General features: G+C 74.7%; 17 protein-coding genes. 10 read left to right on the top strand and 7 right to left on the bottom strand.

The window, feature by feature from the left end; all coding sequences use genetic code 11:
- Positions 1 to 3: 3 nt before the first annotated feature.
- Positions 4 to 663: an adenosylcobinamide amidohydrolase gene (locus Q3W71_RS18540; RefSeq protein WP_302920604.1), complete on the bottom strand. Its 660-nt coding sequence runs from the start codon at positions 661 to 663 to the stop codon at positions 4 to 6.
- A gap of 219 nt (positions 664 to 882) precedes the next feature.
- Here Q3W71_RS18540 and Q3W71_RS18535 point away from each other — a divergent pair, with 219 nt between their 5' ends.
- The 9 genes from Q3W71_RS18535 to Q3W71_RS18495 all read left to right on the top strand — a co-directional run bounded on the left by Q3W71_RS18535 (position 883) and on the right by Q3W71_RS18495 (position 11,831).
- Positions 883 to 1,560 carry a Crp/Fnr family transcriptional regulator gene (locus tag Q3W71_RS18535; RefSeq protein ID WP_007466162.1) on the top strand — a complete coding sequence of 226 codons (678 nt, stop codon included), beginning with the start codon at positions 883 to 885 and terminating at the stop codon, positions 1,558 to 1,560.
- Positions 1,561 to 1,695: 135 nt separating this feature from the next.
- Positions 1,696 to 2,439: a metallophosphoesterase gene (locus Q3W71_RS18530; RefSeq protein WP_302920603.1), complete on the top strand. Its 744-nt coding sequence runs from the start codon at positions 1,696 to 1,698 to the stop codon at positions 2,437 to 2,439.
- A gap of 193 nt (positions 2,440 to 2,632) precedes the next feature.
- Entirely contained in the window at positions 2,633 to 3,244 is a 612-nt protein-coding gene (locus tag Q3W71_RS18525) for a TetR/AcrR family transcriptional regulator (protein WP_302920602.1), read from the top strand.
- Positions 3,245 to 3,268: 24 nt separating this feature from the next.
- Positions 3,269 to 4,090: a TIGR03084 family metal-binding protein gene (locus Q3W71_RS18520; protein WP_302920601.1), complete on the top strand. Its 822-nt coding sequence runs from the start codon at positions 3,269 to 3,271 to the stop codon at positions 4,088 to 4,090.
- The gene (locus Q3W71_RS18515) at positions 4,087 to 5,790 is read left to right on the top strand and encodes an acyclic terpene utilization AtuA family protein (protein ID WP_302920600.1); all 1,704 of its coding nucleotides are present in this window, start codon (positions 4,087 to 4,089) and stop codon (positions 5,788 to 5,790) included. Before Q3W71_RS18520 ends, Q3W71_RS18515 begins: the two co-directional genes overlap by 4 nt.
- A complete protein-coding gene (locus Q3W71_RS18510; RefSeq protein ID WP_302920599.1) occupies positions 5,787 to 6,983 on the top strand; it encodes an acyl-CoA dehydrogenase family protein in 1,197 nt (398 codons plus the stop codon). The genes Q3W71_RS18515 and Q3W71_RS18510 overlap by 4 nt, the downstream gene beginning before the upstream one ends.
- Complete coding sequence (locus Q3W71_RS18505) at positions 6,980 to 8,581, top strand: acyl-CoA carboxylase subunit beta (protein ID WP_302920598.1); 1,602 nt, start codon at positions 6,980 to 6,982, stop codon at positions 8,579 to 8,581. Before Q3W71_RS18510 ends, Q3W71_RS18505 begins: the two co-directional genes overlap by 4 nt.
- Positions 8,582 to 8,649: 68 nt before the next feature.
- Positions 8,650 to 10,671, top strand: a complete 2,022-nt coding sequence (locus Q3W71_RS18500) for a biotin carboxylase N-terminal domain-containing protein (protein WP_302920597.1) — start codon at positions 8,650 to 8,652, stop codon at positions 10,669 to 10,671.
- Positions 10,668 to 11,831 carry an acyl-CoA dehydrogenase family protein gene (locus Q3W71_RS18495; protein WP_302920596.1) on the top strand — a complete coding sequence of 388 codons (1,164 nt, stop codon included), beginning with the start codon at positions 10,668 to 10,670 and terminating at the stop codon, positions 11,829 to 11,831. Before Q3W71_RS18500 ends, Q3W71_RS18495 begins: the two co-directional genes overlap by 4 nt.
- A gap of 50 nt (positions 11,832 to 11,881) precedes the next feature.
- On the opposite strand, the gene Q3W71_RS18490 is transcribed toward Q3W71_RS18495, so the two are convergent.
- From Q3W71_RS18490 to Q3W71_RS18475, 4 genes are all read right to left on the bottom strand, one after another.
- Entirely contained in the window at positions 11,882 to 13,012 is a 1,131-nt protein-coding gene (locus Q3W71_RS18490; RefSeq protein WP_302920595.1) for a hypothetical protein, read from the bottom strand.
- Positions 13,009 to 13,950 carry a transporter substrate-binding domain-containing protein gene (locus Q3W71_RS18485; RefSeq protein WP_302920594.1) on the bottom strand — a complete coding sequence of 314 codons (942 nt, stop codon included), beginning with the start codon at positions 13,948 to 13,950 and terminating at the stop codon, positions 13,009 to 13,011. Before Q3W71_RS18485 ends, Q3W71_RS18490 begins: the two co-directional genes overlap by 4 nt.
- Before the next feature lie 83 nt (positions 13,951 to 14,033).
- Positions 14,034 to 15,830: an alpha/beta hydrolase gene (locus Q3W71_RS18480; RefSeq protein WP_302920593.1), complete on the bottom strand. Its 1,797-nt coding sequence runs from the start codon at positions 15,828 to 15,830 to the stop codon at positions 14,034 to 14,036.
- A 248-nt stretch (positions 15,831 to 16,078) separates the two neighbouring features.
- Positions 16,079 to 16,531 (bottom strand): hypothetical protein, encoded by a 453-nt coding sequence (locus Q3W71_RS18475; RefSeq protein ID WP_302920592.1) that lies wholly within the window; start codon positions 16,529 to 16,531, stop codon positions 16,079 to 16,081.
- A 141-nt stretch (positions 16,532 to 16,672) separates the two neighbouring features.
- Between Q3W71_RS18475 and Q3W71_RS18470 the strand changes: the two genes are divergently transcribed.
- The gene (locus Q3W71_RS18470; RefSeq protein ID WP_302920591.1) at positions 16,673 to 17,002 is read left to right on the top strand and encodes a hypothetical protein; all 330 of its coding nucleotides are present in this window, start codon (positions 16,673 to 16,675) and stop codon (positions 17,000 to 17,002) included.
- On the opposite strand, the gene Q3W71_RS18465 is transcribed toward Q3W71_RS18470, so the two are convergent.
- Together Q3W71_RS18465 and Q3W71_RS18460 are read right to left on the bottom strand one after the other, a co-directional pair.
- Positions 16,989 to 18,506, bottom strand: a complete 1,518-nt coding sequence (locus Q3W71_RS18465) for a serine/threonine-protein kinase (protein WP_302920590.1) — start codon at positions 18,504 to 18,506, stop codon at positions 16,989 to 16,991. The two genes, Q3W71_RS18470 and Q3W71_RS18465, sit on opposite strands and share 14 nt — an antisense overlap.
- Positions 18,507 to 18,537: 31 nt before the next feature.
- Complete coding sequence (locus Q3W71_RS18460; RefSeq protein WP_302920589.1) at positions 18,538 to 18,996, bottom strand: hypothetical protein; 459 nt, start codon at positions 18,994 to 18,996, stop codon at positions 18,538 to 18,540.
- Positions 18,997 to 19,006 lie beyond the last annotated feature (10 nt).

Raw genomic sequence — 19,006 nt, 5'->3', positions numbered from 1 at the left:
AATTCAGCCCGCCAGCCGATCCGACCAGGGGACCACCGGGCCGGCCCCACCGGCCAGCACGGCGGCGTGCACCGCCCGGGCCAGCGGGGCGCCCCAGACCGAGCGCGGGCCGCCGTACTCGGCGACCGGGCCGTCGGCCGGGCAGAGCACGGTGACCGCGTCGGTCGGGGTGCCGGTGCCCGGCATCCCCAGCTCGCCGATCGCCTGCGCCTTCGCCTCGGTGGCCGTGGCCACCGCGTTGACCAGCGCGGCGTCGCCGAGCCGCGCCGGCACGTACAGGACGATGTTGACAGTGCCGACCCGCTGGCCGGGGGCCATCGCGGGCGCGGCGGCCCAGACCGGGGTGCCGAGCCCGACCGTCGCCCAGGCCCGCACGCCGGTGTCGGTCCGGGCCACCACCTCCGCCACGTCGACGCCGGTCAGCAGGCCCACCCCCGGCCCGTCCAGGCCGAGCTGGGCGGCCAGGCCGGCCAGGTGGTCGGCCGGGTCGTCCCGGTCGTACGACATCGGGACTGTCGCGTTGACCACCCACCGCCGCTCCCCGATGCCGCCGCCCAGCGGCGCGGAGCTGACCGCGCGCAGCGGGCGGTCGGCCCGCCAGACCAGCAGCGGCACGTCCCGCCCGCTCTCGTGGCGGGTGGTCAGCAGGGGGTCGCTCAGCACGCCGTGACCCTACGACCCGGTCCGTATCCGGCCCGCCCCGGTCCGGAAAATCGCGTGATCCTACTGGTCGCACGGGTCGGGTGGGTTACGCCCGGGGATCAAGATTCCAGGGGTGCACCTCTGATTCGCGCGCTGTTGTGCCTAGACTTGGCGGCGCGCGAGGGATCAGCGGACGGCGGACCCGGCCGAGCAGACGGCACGCGCAACCGGAGGTGCGCGATGGACGAGGTACTGGCCCGCAGCGGGATCTTCCAGGGGGTCGACCCGGAGGCTGCCGAGGCGCTCGCCAAGGAGATGGAGACGATCGAGGTCCGCAAGGGCGAGATCGTCTTCAACGAGGGCGAGCCCGGCGACAGTCTCTACATCCTGCTGTCTGGCAAGATCAAGGTCGGCCGCCGGGCGGCGGACGGTCGGCAGAACCTGATCGCGGTGATGGGCCCGTCGGACATGGTCGGCGAGCTGTCGCTCTTCGATCCCGGTCCGCGTACGGCGACCGCCACCGCGGTGACCGACACCCGGCTGGTGCGGCTGCGCAAGCAGGCGCTGCGGCCGTGGCTGAACAACCGGCCCGAGATCGCCGAGCAGCTGCTCCGCGTGCTGGCCCGCCGGCTCCGCCGGACCAACGACTCGCTGGCCGACCTGATCTTCACGGACGTGCCCGGCCGGGTGGCGAAGAACCTGCTCCAGATGGCCGGCCGGTTCGGCACCCGCGACGGCGGCGTGCTGCGGGTGACCCACGACCTCACCCAGGAGGAGATCGCCCAGCTGGTCGGCGCCTCCCGGGAGACGGTCAACAAGGCGCTGGCCGACTTCGCCTCCCGGGGCTGGCTGCGGCTGGACGGCAAGAGCATCATCATCCTCGACCCGGAGCGCCTGGCCCGCCGCGCCCGCGTCTGACCCGACCGGAACCCGCCCCCGGCCGCCGTGGCAAACCCGGCCCGGACCGCGTCGTCGGTCCGGGCCGGTTCGGCGTCTCGTCTGCCCGGCGCAGAATTCCTGGACCTGGCGAGCTCGGTCCCGCACGCTGGACCGATGCTGAACCGGGTCGCCGTACTCTCCGACATCCACGGGGCGCTGCCCGCGCTGGAGGCCGTGCTGGCCGAGCCGGACGTCGCCGCCGCCGACCTGATCGTGCTCACCGGCGACATCGCCGCCGGCCCGCAGCCGGTCGAGGTGCTCGACCTGCTCGCCGGGCTGGGCGACCGGGTCTGCTGGGTACGCGGCAACGCCGACCGGGAACTGGTCGAGGCGCGCGCCGGCCGGAAGTCCCCGATCGACGTCTCGAACTGGGCCGCCGAGCAACTCCGGGACGACCAGCTGGCCCGGCTGGCCGCGCTGCCGCTGACGGTCACGCTGGAGGTCGCCGGTCTCGGGCCGGTGCTCTTCTGCCACGCCACGCCGCGCGACGACGAGGAGGTCGTGCTGGTCGACACCCGGATGGCACGTTGGGCCGAGGTGTTCGCCGACGTACCGGCCGAGGTGCGCACGGTGGTCTGCGGGCACACCCACATGCCGTTCACCCGGCTGGTCGACCGGCGCCTGGTGGTCAACGCGGGCAGCATCGGCATGCCGTACGGGGGCCCGGGGGCGGACTGGGCGCTGCTCGGTCCCGGCGTGCAGCTGCGCCGGACCGCCTTCGACGTGGACGCCGCCTGCGCCCGGGTGGCCGCCGAGTCGACCTTCCCGGACGCCGCCGAGTGGGCCGACGAGTACCTGCGCTCCCGGCACAGCGACGCGGACGCGCTGGCCGTCTTCGCCCCGCGCGACGGCCGCTGACCCCGACCGGTCCCAGCCCGGCCCGGCCGGCACCCCGTTCCGTCTCCACCGCCGCCGGACGGCATCGGCGGTAGTGATGAATCGTTTGTGACATCAGCGCCACGGTCTCCGCCCCAGCAGGCGGGCCGCGGACCGGCTCCCACCAGAAAAAGTCAGGCTTGACTGTTTGTTTCGAGGCCGGCACGCTGTCCCCGTGCCCGCCGCATCGATCCGCGTCCCTCAACAGGAACGCAGCCGCGCCACCCGCACCCGGCTGCTGGAGGCGACCGTCGAGTGCCTGGTCGAGCACGGCTGGGCCGGCACCACCACCACGCTGGTCGCGGCCCGGGCCGGCGTCTCCCGGGGCGCGCAGCTGCACCACTACCCCACCAAGGCCGCCCTGGTCATCGCCGCCGTCGACCACCTCGCCGAGCGCCGGGCGGTCGAGCTGCGCACCGAGGCGGAGGCCCTGCCGGCCGGTCCGCAGCGGCTCGACCGGGTGATCGACCTGCTCGGCGCCGCCTTCACCGGCCCGCTCTTCGTCGCCGCCCTGGAACTCTGGGTCGCCGCCCGCACCGACCGGGAGCTGCGCGAGGCCCTGGTGCCGCTGGAGGCCCGGGTCGGCCGGGCGATGCACCGGCTCACCGTCGCCCTGCTCGGCGTCGACGAACGCCGCCCGGGCGTCCGCGAGGCCGTCCAGGCCACCCTCGACCTGCTCCGCGGCCTCGGGGTGGCCAACCTGCTCAACGACGACTCGAACCGCCGCACCGCCCTGCTCGCCACCTGGAAGCGCCAGCTCGCCACCGTGCTCACGCCCACGCCCTGACCGCCCGTCCCGACCGGAGGCACCATGGTCGACCTCGCAGACCTGCTCGCGGATCTGGCCACCGAGTCCGAGCAGCTGGACGCCCTGGTGAGTCCCCTGGCGCCGGCCGACTGGGCCCGACCGACCCCGGCACCGGGCTGGACGATCGGGCACCAGATCGCCCACCTCGCCTGGACCGACCACGTGGCACTGCTCGCCGCCACCGACGCCACCGCCTTCTTCGCCTCGGTCACCGCGGCCCCCGATCCGGCTCGGTTGGTCGACGACGGCGCCGAGGAGTTCCTCGCCCCGCCGGCCGAGCTGCTGGCCCGCTGGCGCGCCGGCCGCTCCGCGCTCGCCGACGCCCTGGCCGCCGCCCCGCCGGGCGGGAAGCTGCCCTGGTATGGCACCCGGATGTCGCCGGCCTCGATGGCCACCGCCCGGATCATGGAGACCTGGGCGCACGGCGCGGACGTGGCCGACGCGCTCGGCGTCACCCGTCCCGCCAGCGAACGGCTCCGGCACGTCGCGTACCTCGGGTTCCGTACCCTCGGGCACAGCTTCGCCGCCCACGGCCGGCCGGTGCCGACGGCGCCGGTACGGGTCGAGCTGGCCGCGCCCGACGGGACGACCTGGACCTACGGCCCGGCCGACGCCACCGACCGGGTGACCGGCCCGGCGCTCGACTTCTGCCTGCTGGTCACCCAGCGCCGGCACCGCGCCGACCTGGCCCTGACGGCCACCGGCCCGGTCGCCGACGAGTGGCTCGACGTGGCGCAGGCGTTCGCCGGCCCACCGGGCACGGGCCGCCCACCGGCCGACGGCCCGACCCCGGACGCCAGCGTCGGGAGCGGAGTGCCGGCATGAGCGAGGTGCTGCGGGTGGGCAACGCCTCCGGTTTCTACGGGGACCGGTTCAGCGCCTGGCGGGAGATGCTCGACGGCGGCGACCTGGACGTGCTGACCGGCGACTACCTGGCCGAGCTGACCATGCTGATCCTCGGCCGGGACCGGCTGCGCGACCCGGCGCTGGGCTACGCCAAGACCTTCCTGCGCCAACTGGAGGGCTGTCTCGGCACCGCGCTGGACCGGGGCGTACGGATCGTGACCAACGCCGGTGGCCTGAACCCGGCCGGGCTGGCCGCCGCGATCGGCGGGCTCGCCGAGCGGCTCGACCTGCCGGTCCGGGTGGGCTACGTCGAGGGCGACGCGCTGGACCGCGCGGACGCGCTCACCGCGAACGCCTACCTCGGCGCGTTCGGCATCGCGGCCTGCCTGGACGGCGGCGCCGACGTGGTGGTCACCGGCCGGGTCACCGACGCGTCCCTGGTGGTGGGCCCGGCGATCGCCCGGTTCGGCTGGGGCCGCGACGACCTCGACGCGCTGGCCGGGGCGACGGTCGCCGGCCACCTGGTGGAGTGCGGCGCCCAGGTGACCGGCGGCAACTTCAGCTTCTTCACCGAACTGCCGGACGGCGGCCACCGCCCCGGCTTCCCGATCGCCGAGCTGCACCCGGACGGCTCCTGCGTGCTCACCAAGCATCCGGGCACCGGCGGCGGGGTCACCGTCGAGACGGTCACCGCCCAGCTGCTCTACGAGGTGGGTGCGCCCGCCTACCCGGGGCCGGACGTGGTGACCCGGCTGGACACGGTGACCCTGCGCGCCGACGGCCCGGACCGGGTCCGGGTCAGCGGGGTGCGCGGTACACCGCCGCCGGACACCCTCAAGGTCGGCGTCAACAACCTCGGCGGCTTCCGCAACTCCATGACGTTCGTGCTGTGCGGGCTCGACATCCCGGCGAAGGCGGCCCTGGTCCGGGGCCAGCTGGCGGAGGCGGTCGGCACGGAGGGGCTGGAGTTCACGCTGGCCCGCACCGACCACCCGGACGCCGCCGACACCGAGGCGGCCAGCGCGCTGCTGCACGTACACCTGCGCGACGGCGACAAGGCGCGGGCCGGGCGGGCCTTCTCGGCGGCCGCGGTGGAGCTGGCGCTGGCCTCCTACCCGGGCTGCACGCTCACCACGCTGCCCGGCGACGCGACGCCCTACGGGGTGTTCACCGCCGACACCGTGCCGCAGGACGCGGTGGCGCACGTCGCGGTGCTCCCGTCCGGCGAGCGGGTGCCGATCCCGCCGCCGACCCGCACGGCCGCCGAGGCCCCGGAACCCGCACCGGCCGAGCCGCCGCCGGTCGCCGGCGGGCCCACCCGGCGCGGGCCGCTCGGCGAGCTGGTCGGCGCGCGCTCCGGCGACAAGGGCGGCGACGCCAACCTCGGCGTCTGGGCCCGCTCCGACCGGGCGTACGACTGGCTGCGCGGCTGGCTCACCGTCGCGCGCCTGGCCGAGCTGCTGCCGGAGACCGCGTCGCTGGCCGTCGAGCGGTACGAGCTGCCGAACCTGCGCGCGGTGAACTTCGTGATCCGCGGCCTGCTCGGTCAGGGGGTGGCCGCGTCCACCCGGTTCGACCCGCAGGCCAAGGCGCTCGGCGAGCTGCTCCGGTCCCGGATCGTCGACCTGCCCGCCGACCTCGCGGCAAGGCCGGCCACCAACACCGGGGAGGACTCGTGACCATCGTCGACACGCCGGAGCGACGGCAGCTGCGCGAGCTGACCCGGTCGCTCGTCACCCGGGAGGTACTGCCGCACCTGGCCGACTGGGAGCGGGCCGGTGAGGTGCCCCGGTCGCTGCACGAGACGGCCGCCAAGATCGGCCTGCTCGGCATCGGCTTCCCCGAGTCGGTCGGCGGCAGCGGCGGTGACCTGCTCGACTCGATAGTGGTCACCGAGGAGATCATCCGCGCCGGCGGGTCGTCCGGGCTGGTCGCGGCGCTCTTCACGCACGGCATCGCCCTGCCGCACATGGTCGCCGCGGCCGGCGGCCGGAGCGGCGGCCTGCTCCGCGGCCGGCTCGCCGCTGGCCAACTCCGGGGTGACGACGACCTGGTCGACCGGTACGTCCGCCCCACCCTCGCCGGGACGATGATCGGCGCCCTGGCGATCACCGAGCCGGACGGCGGCTCGGACGTCGCCGCGATCCGCACCACCGCCCGCCGCGACGGCGACCACTACGTGGTGAACGGGTCGAAGACCTACATCACCAGCGGGGTCCGGGCCGACTTCGTGACCACCGCGGTCTGCACCGACTTCCCCGGCAGCGGCGAGCTCAGCCTGCTGGTGATCGACAAGGGCACGCCCGGGTTCACCGTGGGTCGCCGGCTGGAGAAGCTGGGCTGGCACTGCTCGGACACGGCCGAACTCTCCTTCGTCGACGTCCGGGTGCCGGTGACCAACCGGATCGGCGAGGAGAACACCGGCTTCCTCGCGATCATGCAGCACTTCGCCACCGAGCGGCTCTCGCTGGCCACCCAGGCGTACGCGACCGCGCAGCGCTGCGTCGAGTTGGCCACCCGCTGGTGCCGGGACCGGTCCACGTTCGGCCGCCCGCTGGCCAGCCGGCAGTTGGTCCGGCACCGGCTGGCCGAGATGCATACCCGTGCCGAGGCGGCCCGGGCGTACGTGCACGAGGTGGCCGCCCGGGTGGCCGCCGGCGAGCCGGTGGTGACCGAGGTGGCGATGGCCAAGAACGTCGCGGTGGCCGCCTGCGACCACGTCGTCGACCAGGCGCTGCAACTGCACGGCGGCTTCGGCTACCTGCGCGACGCCGAGGTGGAGCGGCACTACCGGGACGCCCGGATCCTCGGCATCGGCGGCGGCACCACCGAGATCATGAACGAGATCATCGCGAAGGGGATGGGGCTGTGACCGCACTGGACAGCGCTGTCGACCCGTCCGCACCGGGGTTCACGGCCAACCGCGCGGCGCTGCTGGAGCGCCTCGCCGAGCTGGACGCGGCGCTCGACCAGGCCCGCGCCGGGGGCGGCGAGAAGTACGTGACCCGGCACCACGCCCGGGGCAAGCTGCTCCCCCGGGAACGGATCGAGCTGCTGCTCGACCCGGACAGCCCGTTCCTGGAGCTGTCGCCGGTGGCCGCGTACGGCACCGACTTCCCGGTCGGGGCGAGCGTGGTGACCGGCATCGGCGTGGTCGAGGGCGTCGAGTGCCTGGTCATCGCGAACGACCCGACGGTACGCGGCGGCGCGGTCAACCCCTGGTCGCTGGCGAAGACCCGGCGGGCCGGCGAGATCGCGCTGGCCAACCGGCTGCCGATGGTGAACCTGGTCGAGTCGGCCGGCGCCGACCTGCCCACCCAGGCGGAGATCTTCATTCCGGGCGGGCGGGTGTTCCGCGACCTCACCCGGCTCTCCGCCGCGAAGATCCCCACGGTCAGCGTGGTCTTCGGCAACGCCACCGCGGGTGGCGCGTACGTGCCGGGGTTGTCCGACCACGTCATCATGATCCGGGACCGGTCGCAGGTCTACCTGGCCGGGCCGCCGCTGGTGAAGATGGCCACCGGCGAGGTCACCGACGACGAGTCGCTGGGCGGGGCGGCGATGCACGCCGGCACCTCCGGACTGGCCGACTTCCTCGCCGAGGACGAACGGGACGGCATCCGGCTGGCCCGGCAGTGCGTCCGCCGGCTGAACTGGCGCAAGCAGGGCCCGCCGCCGCGCACCGCGTTCCCGCGTCCGCCGAAGTACGACCCGGAGGAGCTGCTCGGCATCACGAGCGCCGACCTCAAGGTGCCGTTCGACCCGCGCGAGGTGCTGGCCCGGATCCTCGACGGCAGCGAGTTCGACGAGTTCAAGCCGGCGTACGGCACGGCCCTGGTCACCGGCTGGGGCGAGCTGCACGGCTACCCGGTTGGCGTGCTGGCCAACGCGCGCGGCGTGCTGTTCAGCGCGGAGGCGCAGAAGGCGGCGCAGTTCATCCAGCTCGCGAACGCGGCCGACACCCCGCTGATCTTCCTCCAGAACACCACCGGCTACATGGTCGGCACCGAGTACGAGCAGCGCGGCATCATCAAGCACGGCGCGCTCATGATCAACGCGGTGTCGAACTCGACGGTGCCGCACCTGACGGTCAACCTCGGCGCCTCGTACGGAGCCGGCAACTACGGCATGTGCGGCCGGGCGTACGAGCCGCGGTTCCTGTTCACCTGGCCGAACGCGAAGTCGGCGGTGATGGGGCCGGCGCAGCTGGCCGGCGTGCTCTCCATCGTGGCCCGGCAGGCCGCCGCCGCCCGGGGCCGGGAGTTCGACGAGGAGTCCGACGCCGCCATGCGGATGATGGTCGAGCAGCAGATCGAGTCCCAGTCCGGCGCGCTCTTCCTCTCCGGCCGGCTCTACGACGACGGGGTGATCGACCCCCGGGACACCCGTACCGTGCTCGGCCTCTGCCTCTCGGCGATCCACAACGCACCGGTGAAGGGCGCCGACGGCTTCGGCGTCTTCCGGATGTGACCGGTGAGCGCGCGGAACGCGGCGCAGCGGAGTCCCGCGGTCGCGAACAAAAGAAGGGCTCAGCGAGGATGATCGAGAGACTGCTGGTCGCCAACCGGGGTGAGATCGCCCGCCGGATCTTCGCCAGCTGCCGGGCGCTCGGCGTGGAGACGGTCGCCGTGCACTCCGACGCGGACGCCGACGCGCCCTTCGTCGCCGAGGCCGACCTGGCCGTACGGCTGCCCGGGAACACGCCCGCCGAGACGTACCTGCGGATCGACCTCGTCCTCGACGCGGCCCGCCGGGCCGGTGCGGACGCCGTGCACCCCGGCTACGGCTTCCTCGCCGAGAGCGCGGAGTTCGCCGCCGCGGTCGCCGACGCCGGACTCACCTGGGTCGGCCCGCCCGCCAAGGCGATCGCCGCGATGGGCGACAAGATGGCCGCGAAGGCGCTGCTCGCCGACGCCGGCGTGCCGATGCTGCCCACCTGGACCGACCCGGACCAGGTGACCGCCTTCCCGGTGCTGGTGAAGGCGTCCGCGGGCGGCGGCGGGCGCGGCATGCGGGTGGTCCGCGACGCCGCCGGGCTGGCCGAGGCCGTCGCCTCCGCGCGCCGCGAGGCGGCCGCCGCGTTCGGCGACGGCACTGTCTTCATCGAGCGGTACGTCGAACGGGGCCGGCACGTCGAGGTGCAGATCTTCGGCGACACCCACGGCACGGTGGTGGCGCTGGGCGAACGCGACTGCTCGATCCAGCGCCGGCACCAGAAGATCGTCGAGGAGGCGCCCGGTGTCCTCCCCGACGAGGTGCGGCAGCGGCTGCGCGAGGCGGCGGTGGCCGCCGGGCGGACTGTCGACTACGTCGGGGCCGGGACCGTCGAGTTCCTGCTCTCCCCCGACGGCGACATCCACTTCCTGGAGATGAACACCCGCCTCCAGGTCGAACACCCGGTCACCGAGCTGACCACCGGGCTGGACCTGGTCCGGCTGCAACTGCTCGTCGCCGAGGGCGAGCCGCTGCCGGTGGCGGCGGCTCCGCCGGCCGCGGGCCACGCGATCGAGGTACGCCTCTGCGCCGAGGACCCGGCCCGGGGCTACCGGCCGGCGACCGGCACCCTGCGGCGGTTCGCGCTGCCCGGCGTGGCCGTCGAGTTCGGGCCGCTGGCCGGACCGGGCCTGCGGCTGGACTCCGGCGTGGTCGACGGCTCGGTGGTGGGCGTCCACTACGACTCGATGCTCGCGAAGGTGATCGCCTGGGCGCCCACCCGCGCCGAGGCGGCCCGCGCCCTGGCCGGCGCGCTGGCCCGGGCCGAGCTGCACGGCGTGGCCACCAACCGGGACCTGCTGGTCCGGATCCTGCGCAGCCCCGAGTTCGCCGCCGTCGACGTCGACACCGGCTTCCTGGACCGGCATCCCGAGGTGTTCGCGCCGCTGCTACCCGCCGACCAGGTTCCGGTGGCCGCGCTGGTGGCGGCCCTCGCCGGGGCCGCCGAACGCCGCGCCGCCGCGCCGGTGCTCGCCGGCCTCCCCTCCGGGTGGCGGAACGTCCCGGCCGTCCCGCAGGTCGTCCGCTACGCCCGGGGAGACGACGAGATCGAGGTCCGCTACCGCTTCGACCGCGGCGGCGCGCTGGCCGAGTGGTCGGTGGCGGTGGTCGACGGCGCCGGGGCGAGGGCCGGCGAACCGGGCGACGGTGCCGCGCGGCCGACCGTGACGCTGGTCGAGGCCACCCCCGGGCGGGTCGTGCTGGACGTGGCCGGGGTGCGGCGGGCGTACCGCGTACACCGGGTGGGGTCGGAGGTCTTCGTGGACGGCCCGGACGGGGCGGCGAGCCTGACCGAGCTGCCCCGCTTCCCGCTGCCCACCGCGGAGCTGGCCGCCGGCTCGCTGGTTGCCCCGCTGCCCGGCACGGTGACCCGGCTGCACGTGGAGGTCGGCCGGCGGGTCGCCGCCGGCGAGCTGCTGCTCACCCTGGAAGCGATGAAGCTCGAACACCCCGTGCTCGCCCCGACCGACGGCGTGGTGGCCGACCTGCCGGTGCCCGCCGGCGGCCAGGTCGACACCGGCGCCGTGCTGGCAGTGGTCGACCCCGATCTGGAGGCCCCGCGATGAACTTCGACCTCACCCCGGAGCAGGAGCAGTTGCGCGACGCCGTCCGGTCGCTCGGCCGGCGGTACGGCCACCGGTACTTCGTGGAGAAGGCCAAGGCCGGCGAGCACACCACCGAGCTGTGGCACGAGGCCGGCCGGCTCGGCTACCTCGGCGTCAACATCCCCACCGAGTACGGCGGTGGCGGCGGCGGCATCACCGAGCTGGCCCTGGTCTGCGAGGAACTGGCCGCGGCCGGCTGCCCGCTGCTGCTGCTGGTGGTCTCGCCCGCCATCGCGGCCACCGTGATCACGCGGCACGGCACCGACGAGCAACGCAAGCGCTACCTGCCCGGCCTCGCCGACGGCTCACAGAAGATCGTCTTCGCGATCACCGAACCGGAGGCCGGCTCCAACTTCCACCGGCTCGGCACGGTGGCCCGCCGGGACGGCGACGACTGGGTGGTCTCCGGCCGCAAGTGCTACATCTCCGGCGTCGACGAGGCCGGGCACGTGCTGGTGGTGGCCCGCACCGAGGACGCGGCGAGCGGGAAGCTCAAGCCAGCGCTGTTCGTCGTGCCGACCGACGCGCCCGGGCTGACCTGGTCCAAGCTGGACATGGAGATCCTCTCCCCGGAGAACCAGTTCCTGCTCTACCTGGACGACGTGCGGCTGCCCGCCGACGCGCTGGTCGGCCAGTCGCTCGACGCCGGCCTGCCGGCGCTCTTCGCCGGGCTGAACCCGGAGCGGATCACGGTCGCCGCGATGGGCGCCGGCACCGGCCGGTACGCCATCGAGCGCGCCTCGGAGTACACCGCCAGCCGCAAGGTCTGGGGCGGCCGGAGCATCGGCTCGCACCAGGGGGTGTCGCACCCGCTGGCGCACGCCGCGGTGCAGGTGGAACTGGCCCGGCTGATGATCTACAAGGCGGCCAGCCTCTACGACGCCGGGCGCGACCTGGAGGCCGGGGTGGCCGGCAACATGGCCAAGTACGCCACCGGCGAGGCCGCCGCGCTGGCCGTGGACACCGCCGTCCAGGTGCACGGCGGCGCCGGCATGACCACCGAGTACGGCGTGGCCACCCTGCTCGGCGCGGTCCGGGCCGGCCGGATCGCCCCGGTCAGCCGGGAGATGATCCTCAACTTCGTCGCCCAGCACGTCCTCGGCCAGGACAAGTCCTACTGAGCGGCCGGCCGGGCGCCGGCGAGGTGAGGCCGGCGAGGTGAGGCCGGCGCTCAGCCCACCGCTCGGCAGGCGGCGTCGATCCGGTGCACCGGACGGACCCGCCGGCCCAGCCCCTCCAGCAGCGAGTCCTCCACGTGGAAGTCGTGGATCCGCAGCCGGTGCCGGGGCAGTTCCTCCTCGCTCGGGCAGAGCACCTGGCCGCGTACCTGGTCGACCGGCACGTACCGGACGCCGCCCTGCTCCTGGAGGATCACCATGTTCACGTCGTCGGTGGTCACCACGTGCCCGCGCACGTCCTCGGTGGCGCCGGACCCGCTGCCGACGGTGGTCACGGTGAGCGGGAGCACCGGCGTGCTGATCACCGGCAGCGCCGCCCAGACCAGCATGGCCAGCACGGCGGCCTGGGTGACCGAGGCGAGCGGCCGGATCACCGCCCCGGGCAGCGGCCCCGCGATGGCGAGCGCGAGCAGCGGCGGTACGACGAGCAGCAGCACCGGCAGCGGTTCGCCCTGACTCCAGGCGTCCCGCAGGGTCGGCAGCAGCAGCCACAGGTAGCCGCCGAACAGGGCCGCGACGATCAGCACGCGCGGGCCGGGCCGCTCGTGCAGCCGTTCGGGGGTGAACTGGAAGGCGGCGGCCGCCGCGGGCACCAGCAGCGGCAGGTAGAGCAGCGGCCAGGTGACCAGGGCGAGCAGGAAGCTCGCCGCGACGAACCAGGCCGGGGTGATCTCCGACCAGCGGGCGAAGAGCGGGCGGCGCCGGCGGCCCGGCGGCAACCGGTCCACGCTGGCCCCCAGCACCGCGCCCAGGGCGAAGACGGCGACCAGGGCGGTGGTGAGCAGCCGGGCCGCGGTGGTGAGGAACCCGGCCAGCAGGTTCACCGGTCCGACGTTCGCCACCAGCAGCAGGGTCGTCTGCAACTCGCCGCCGGCCTCCACCCCGAGCCGGAGCACGGAGAAGACCGCCGGCACGCCGACCACCGCCGTCCAGAACGACTGGCTGGCCCGGGCGCGCCGCTCGGCCTGGTCGGAGCCGGCGGGATCGGGCCGGGCGGGTTCCTTGGCAGGGCGGCCCGGCGGGGTGGCGTCCGGTGGCGCGCCGGACGGGGTGGGATCGCGCGGGGTGGGGACCGGGCCGCCGGCGTCCGGGCCGCCGGTGGCGGTGGCCGGCGCCGCGCTCATCGGCGTGGCGCCTTGTCGTCGAAGTCGACCAGCTTCGGTACGTCGAGCGGCTGCGGTTGCCGCTTCTCCGCCCGCAGCCACGGGCCCAGCGTCCGGTTGTACGCGGTCAGCCACGGGCTGGTCTGCCCGTCCCGCCCCTGCTGGTAGCTCTTGTGCAGGAAGAACGCGACCAGGTCGCGCAGCGCCGGGTCGCCGATCGGCACGCCGATGCCGAGCATCTCGCTGGTGCCGAAGGGCATGTCGACGATCTCGAACTCGGTCGGGAACCGGGCCAGGAAGCCGGCGAGGATGGCCTCGTCGGAGCTGACCGCGTCGTACCGGCCGGCCCGGATGCCCGTGACGCAGTCCCCCACGTCCTTCACCACCAGTGCCTTGACCTGGTGTTTCTCCAACTCCGCCTCGGTGGTGGAGCCGCCGCTGGTACAGACCTTGTACGTCGGGTCGCGGAGGTCCTCGATGGTGCGGATCCGGTCCTTCAGCCGGAGCGGGACCATCACCTCCTGGGTGGTGACGAAGTACGGCCCGGCGAAGCTGACCAGCTTCTTGCGCTCCTCGGTGATGGAGAAGGTGGAGACCACCAGGTCGACCATGCCGCCCTGGAGGGCCGGGATGCGGTCCTCGGTGGAGACCGGGACGAACTCCAGCCGCTGGTCGCCCTCGTAGCCGAGGGAGGCGGCGATGTAGCGGGCGATCTCGACGTCGAAGCCGGTGTACACCCCGTTGCGCAGCTCGCCCATCAGCGGCTCGTTGGTGGCCACCCCGATCCGCAGCTTCGCCTGGCCGTAGATGTGCGTCTCGCGCAGCTTCTCCTGCACCGAGGGCAGGTCCGACTCCTGCCGGCTGTCGCAGCCGGCCGCCGCCGCCAGGGTCAGGGTCAGCGCCACGGCCAGGGTGGTGGCGATCGAGCGGACCCGGGAGCCGGTGACCGGTGCGTTCATCGGAACCTCGCTGCGGAACGGAGCGGGCGGGACACCGAGCGTAGCGACAGCGGTCCACGGTCGACAGACAACGCCCCCGGGTCTCAGCGGGCGGTCAGCGTGCCGACCGCCGGCAGCGGCGGGACCACCGGCGGGAGCCGCTTGGGCTCGCCGCGGCGCGGCGCGACCTGCCCGGCCAGCGCGCTCTTGGTGCGCTCCGCCCGGTCGGTGGCCGGGGGCGCCGGGTCGGCGAACGGCTGCACGTCACCCGTGCAGACCGTGCCCCGGGCCGGCAACGCCCCGGAGATCAGGTACGCGTCGATCGCCCCGGTGGCGCAGGCCGACGTCCCGTACGCGGTGTGGCCCCAGCTGTCGCTGCTCAGCAGGCGACTGTTCGGCAGCAGCCTCGCCGAGCTGACCGCGCCCCGGTAGTTGGTCGCCGGGTCCCAGTAGTTGCCGACCACCAGCACCGGAGCGCCGGTGCGCCGGTCGAACGGCCCGGTGTAGGCGTCCTCGTCGCGCACCGTCCAGGTGTCCCGGGCGCAGGGCGAGGTGGCCCAGGCCCAGAGCCGACCGAAGTACGGGTCGCGCCGGTCGGCCCGGGCCGCCCGGGCCGGCCACGAGTCGGCGTCCGCCGGGTGGTACCCGTCGGTGCAGTCCACCCCGAGGAAGGTCTCCAAGCTGTTGTCGTACGGGAAGTCGAACGCGCGCTGCTGGCGGGCCTGGGCGGCGAGCCGCAGCACCGCGGCGCGGGCCCGCTCCCGGGCGGCCGTGACGGCCTGCGGGTCGGTGAGCACCAGCAGTTCCGCGGTGAGGCCGACCACCTGCGCGTAGCCGGCCGGGTCGTACAGCGCGCCGAGGGTGGCACCGACGAAGTCGGCGTAGCTGACCGTGACCGAGCCGAGGTCGGGGTCCTCGATCACCAGCGGCTTCGCCCGCAGCCGCTGGGCCACCAGCTCGAACGAGGCCATCGGGTCACCGGCGGCCAGCGGGCAGGCGTCCGCGCCGGCCGCGTCGCACCGGGTCATGATCTCGCGCAGCGCCCGGTACGCGCCCTGCGCGCTGCGCAGCCGGTCCTCCTGGACCTCCCCGCGCGCCTTGCCCCGACCGACCCACGCCTGCGGGTCGAGCACCCCGTCGATCACCAGCGCCCGGAACCGGTCGGGGAACATGTTGGCGTAGTACTGCCCGAGTGCGCTGCCGTAGCTGAAGCCCAGGAAGGTGAGCTTGCGGTCGCCGACGGCGCGGCGGAGCACGTCCATGTCGCGGGCGACCTCGGCGGTGGACATCGCCCCGCTCAGCGGCCGGCCGGTGGTGGAGCAGCCCCGGCCCACCGCCTCCGAGGAGGCGACGTACGCCTGCTCCTCGGCCCTCGTCCACGGGAAGGCGACGTTCAGCCCGGCGTACGCCCGGGTCTGGTCCTTGACCGACGGGAAGCAGCGCACCTGCTCGCTGGCGGCCACGCCGCGCGGGTCGACGCCGACCACGTCGAACCGGTCCAGCAGCGAGTCGCTGAGGAAGTACGGCGCGGCGAGCGCGATGTCGGTGCCGGAGCCGCCGGGGCCGCCCGGGTTGAGGAACAGGCTGCCGATCCGGTTCTGCTGGTCGCGCGCCTTCACCCGGAGCAGGGCGACCTCGGTGGTGGCGCCGTTCGGCCGGTCGTAGTCCAGCGGCAGCCGGACGGTGGCGCACTCGGCGTAGTCGTAGCAGGCGTACCAGTCCAGGTCGGGCGTGGGCACGCGGTCGACCCGGCGCGCCTCGGCGGGACTGGTCCGGTCGGTGACGACCGGACGCCCCCAGCCACTGGGGGAGGGTGCGGCGGCGGCCGGGGTGACCGCCGAGCCGGCGAGGAGAACGCCGGCGATTCCTGCTGCGGCCAGAGACCGGGTTCGTCGTGGCATGTGGACGCCTTCCGGTGGACGACGGGACAGGTCGAGCCGGGCTCGACCCCCGCCACTCTAGAGACGTCTGGCTATGAAGTGCGCCCCACGAAACACGGACAAAGCCGACATCACCGGAATCGGGGTAACGAATTCTTCGCGATCGACGCTGTTGTTACCCGCCCTCGACGGGTCGCGCCGCGCCAGCCCGGCTCGGGGGCCTCGCGCGTCGCGTCGCCTCAGCCGAACACCGGTGCGGCCGGAGCCGGTCAGTCGACCTGGGCGAACCAGGCGGGCACCGGCCCGGTCGACGAGCCGTCCGACGGGAAGTCCGGGACGTACGAGTCGACCACCCGCCAGTCGCCGGCGTTGTCGTCCAGCAGCAGGAAGGCGTCGATCTCGCTGAACGGCGCGCCGATCCCGTACACCTCGCCACCGTCCACGGTGGCCTTCGGCAGCGCGCAGACGCCACGCGTACCGGGCTCCACGACAGCGCAGCGGCCGACGTACCGGACGTCCGGGCCGTACCGCTCGGCGACGAACCGGGCGATGGCCTGGTCGATGCTGAGCGGCCCGGCACTCGACGGCGCGGCGTTCGACGGCGTGCCGGCCGGCGCACTGGCGGTCGAGGGCGTCACCGCCGGCGTCGACCCGTCACCACAGGCGGCCAGCAGGCCCACCGCCACCAGCGGTACCGCGACGATCCGGCCCAGTCGGGTCACAGCGCTCCTCAGCGTCGACGGGAAGATCCCCAGTGGATGGTAGCCGCCCTTCCCGCGCCGGCCGGGTGCCGCCATCGGTCGACGGGTGGCGCGGAAGGCGGCGGTGGTTGACAGGCGGCCCGGCGGATACATGCTGGACGGATGAGGGTGCCCGGCCCGGACGCGCGGACGGTGGCGGCGGTCGCCGCGACGGTCGCCGTCGCGCTGCTGGTGACGCTGGTCCTCTGGCGTCGGCAGGATCTCGTCGGGGTGGTGCTGGCGCTGCTCTGCGTCCTGTCCGCCACCGTCGCGGGCGTGTCGCTGACCGCCGTCCGGCAGCGCGACGACGCCGAGTCCGACGCCACGACGGCGGCGGGGCAGCCGGCGGACGGGCTGTACGGCATCGACGCCGACACCCTGGAGACGCTGGACAACCTCGACGCGGTGCGGGCGATGCGGGAGCGGCACCGGGACCGGTTCAGCGACCGGTGAGGGTGGGCGAGGCGAGCGCGTCCAGCCCTCGCCCGGCCAGGCAGCGGTAGGTGCGGTCGGCGTCGGTCCCGGCCGGCGGCAGCACCTCCAGGTTCCACCCGGCCGGCTGGGCGATCCCGCTGGTGAGCCGGAAGGTGGTCTCGTTGCACACCCGGCGGACCGCCGGGTCCGCGCTGATCTCGGCGTACCCGGCGCCGAGCAGGGTGGCCGGCAGGTCGCCCTCGGCGTAGCTCTCCCAGGTGTGCTGGCCGTCGCAGGGCACCCGGTCGGCCGCGGCGCGCTTGCCGCGTACCTGCACCGGGCCGAAGCACTCCAGTTCGGCGCCGCAGCGCGCGCCGTCGGGCAACTCGGCCGCGCCGTCGGCGCACCCGGGCAGCACGGCGGGGGTGGCCGCCACCGTCTCCACCGTCGCGGACGGGGTCGGCGCGGGCGCGCCGCCGGCCACCCAGGCCCCGGCGGTGGCCGAGCCGGCCAGGGCGAGCACCCCGGCGCCGCCGAGGAACCAGCGCCGCCGCCAGCGCCGGCCGGTGGTGGTGGGCACGGTGGGGTGGGCATCGTCGACCGGCCCGCGGGGAGCGGGCCGGCTGAACCGGCCGGCCGGGTGCTGCCCGGTCGGGGTGGGGCCGCCGGCCAGCGGGGCGCCGGCGGCGGGCGCGCCGCCGGGCGGGGCACCGGCGCCCTCCAGCGGCAGGCTGGCGAGCAGGCCGCGCAGTTCGGCCGCGGAGGGCCGGTCGGCCGGGTCGTTGGCCATCCCGGCGCGGAGCACCTCGACCAGCTCGTCGGGCACGCCCGGCAGGCCGGGGATCGGCTGGTGGAACATCTCCAGCACGGTGACCAGGCTCGGGTTCCGCTCGGACTGCCAGCGGGGCGGCCGGCCGTGCATCACCGCGTAGAGGGTGGCGCAGAGGGCGTAGACGTCGACCGCCGGGGACGGCGGGCTGTGGTTGAACATCTCCGGTGGCGCGTACGCCGGGGTGAGCACTTCCAGGGCGACCGAGGCGTCCCGCATCTCACCCAGTACGGCCAGCCCGAAGTCGGCCAGCACCGCCGAGTTGAAGTGCGAGTAGAGGATGTTCGCCGGCTTCACGTCGCGGTGCAGCACGCCCGCCGCGTGCGAGTGGGCGATCGCGTCTGCGATCTTGACCCCGAGGTCGCGGGCCTCCACCGGGCCGAGCGGCGAGGTGCGCATCCGTTCGGCGTACGACCCGTCGCAGAGCTCCATGATCAAATAGGGGTGCTGGTCGACGGTGACCCCGACGTCGAAGAGGTCGACCACGTGCGGGTGCGACGACATCCGGCCGGCGGCGCGCGCCTCGCGCAGGAACCGGGCCTGGTCCCGCTCGCTGTCCAGCGTGCGGTTCTCCACCTTGACCGCCACCTCGCGACCGACCGAGATCTGGGTGGCCCGGTAGACGGTCGCGTAGCCACCCCTGGCAAAGACCCGCAAATCGGTCAGACCGGGCACGATGGGCGTCGGCAGGGCGCCGGGCGGGGTGTCGGTCACGGTCTCGAAAATACCCAACCGGGCGGGGCGCTCAGTGCACCGTGTCCGGGGCGGGCGTGGCCTCGGCCGGCGCGGACGGCTCGGCGGAGCCCGACCGGCGGGCGTCCCACCAGAGCCCGACGGCGGTCGCCACCGCCCCCGCGCCCTCCCAGGCGGCCACCCCGAAGAACCGCGCCGGGGCGATGTCGGCCAGCACGGCGATGCTGAAGACGGTGAAGGTGACCAGCCGGAAGACCACCGTGAACCGGTAGAACGCGCGCCACTCGGTGGCCGTGGCGAGCAGGTAGTAGACCCCCATGTTGAACGAGGCCATCGACGAGGCCATCAGGAAGGTGCCGGTGTGGTCGCCGGCCGCCCGCTGCGCCGGCACCTCGAACCCGAGCATCCGCAGCAGCGCCTCCGGCCAGAGCAGCCCGACCGCGCCCATGAGCAGCGCCAGCACGCCGAAGACCGCGATCGTCCAGCCGGCAACCGAACGCGGCAGCCTCATGACGGCCCTC

Origin of the sequence: Micromonospora sp. C28SCA-DRY-2, assembly GCF_030519475.1 — a bacterium.
Classification (GTDB): domain Bacteria; phylum Actinomycetota; class Actinomycetes; order Mycobacteriales; family Micromonosporaceae; genus Micromonospora.
This window is presented reverse-complemented; position numbering and strand designations above follow the sequence as displayed.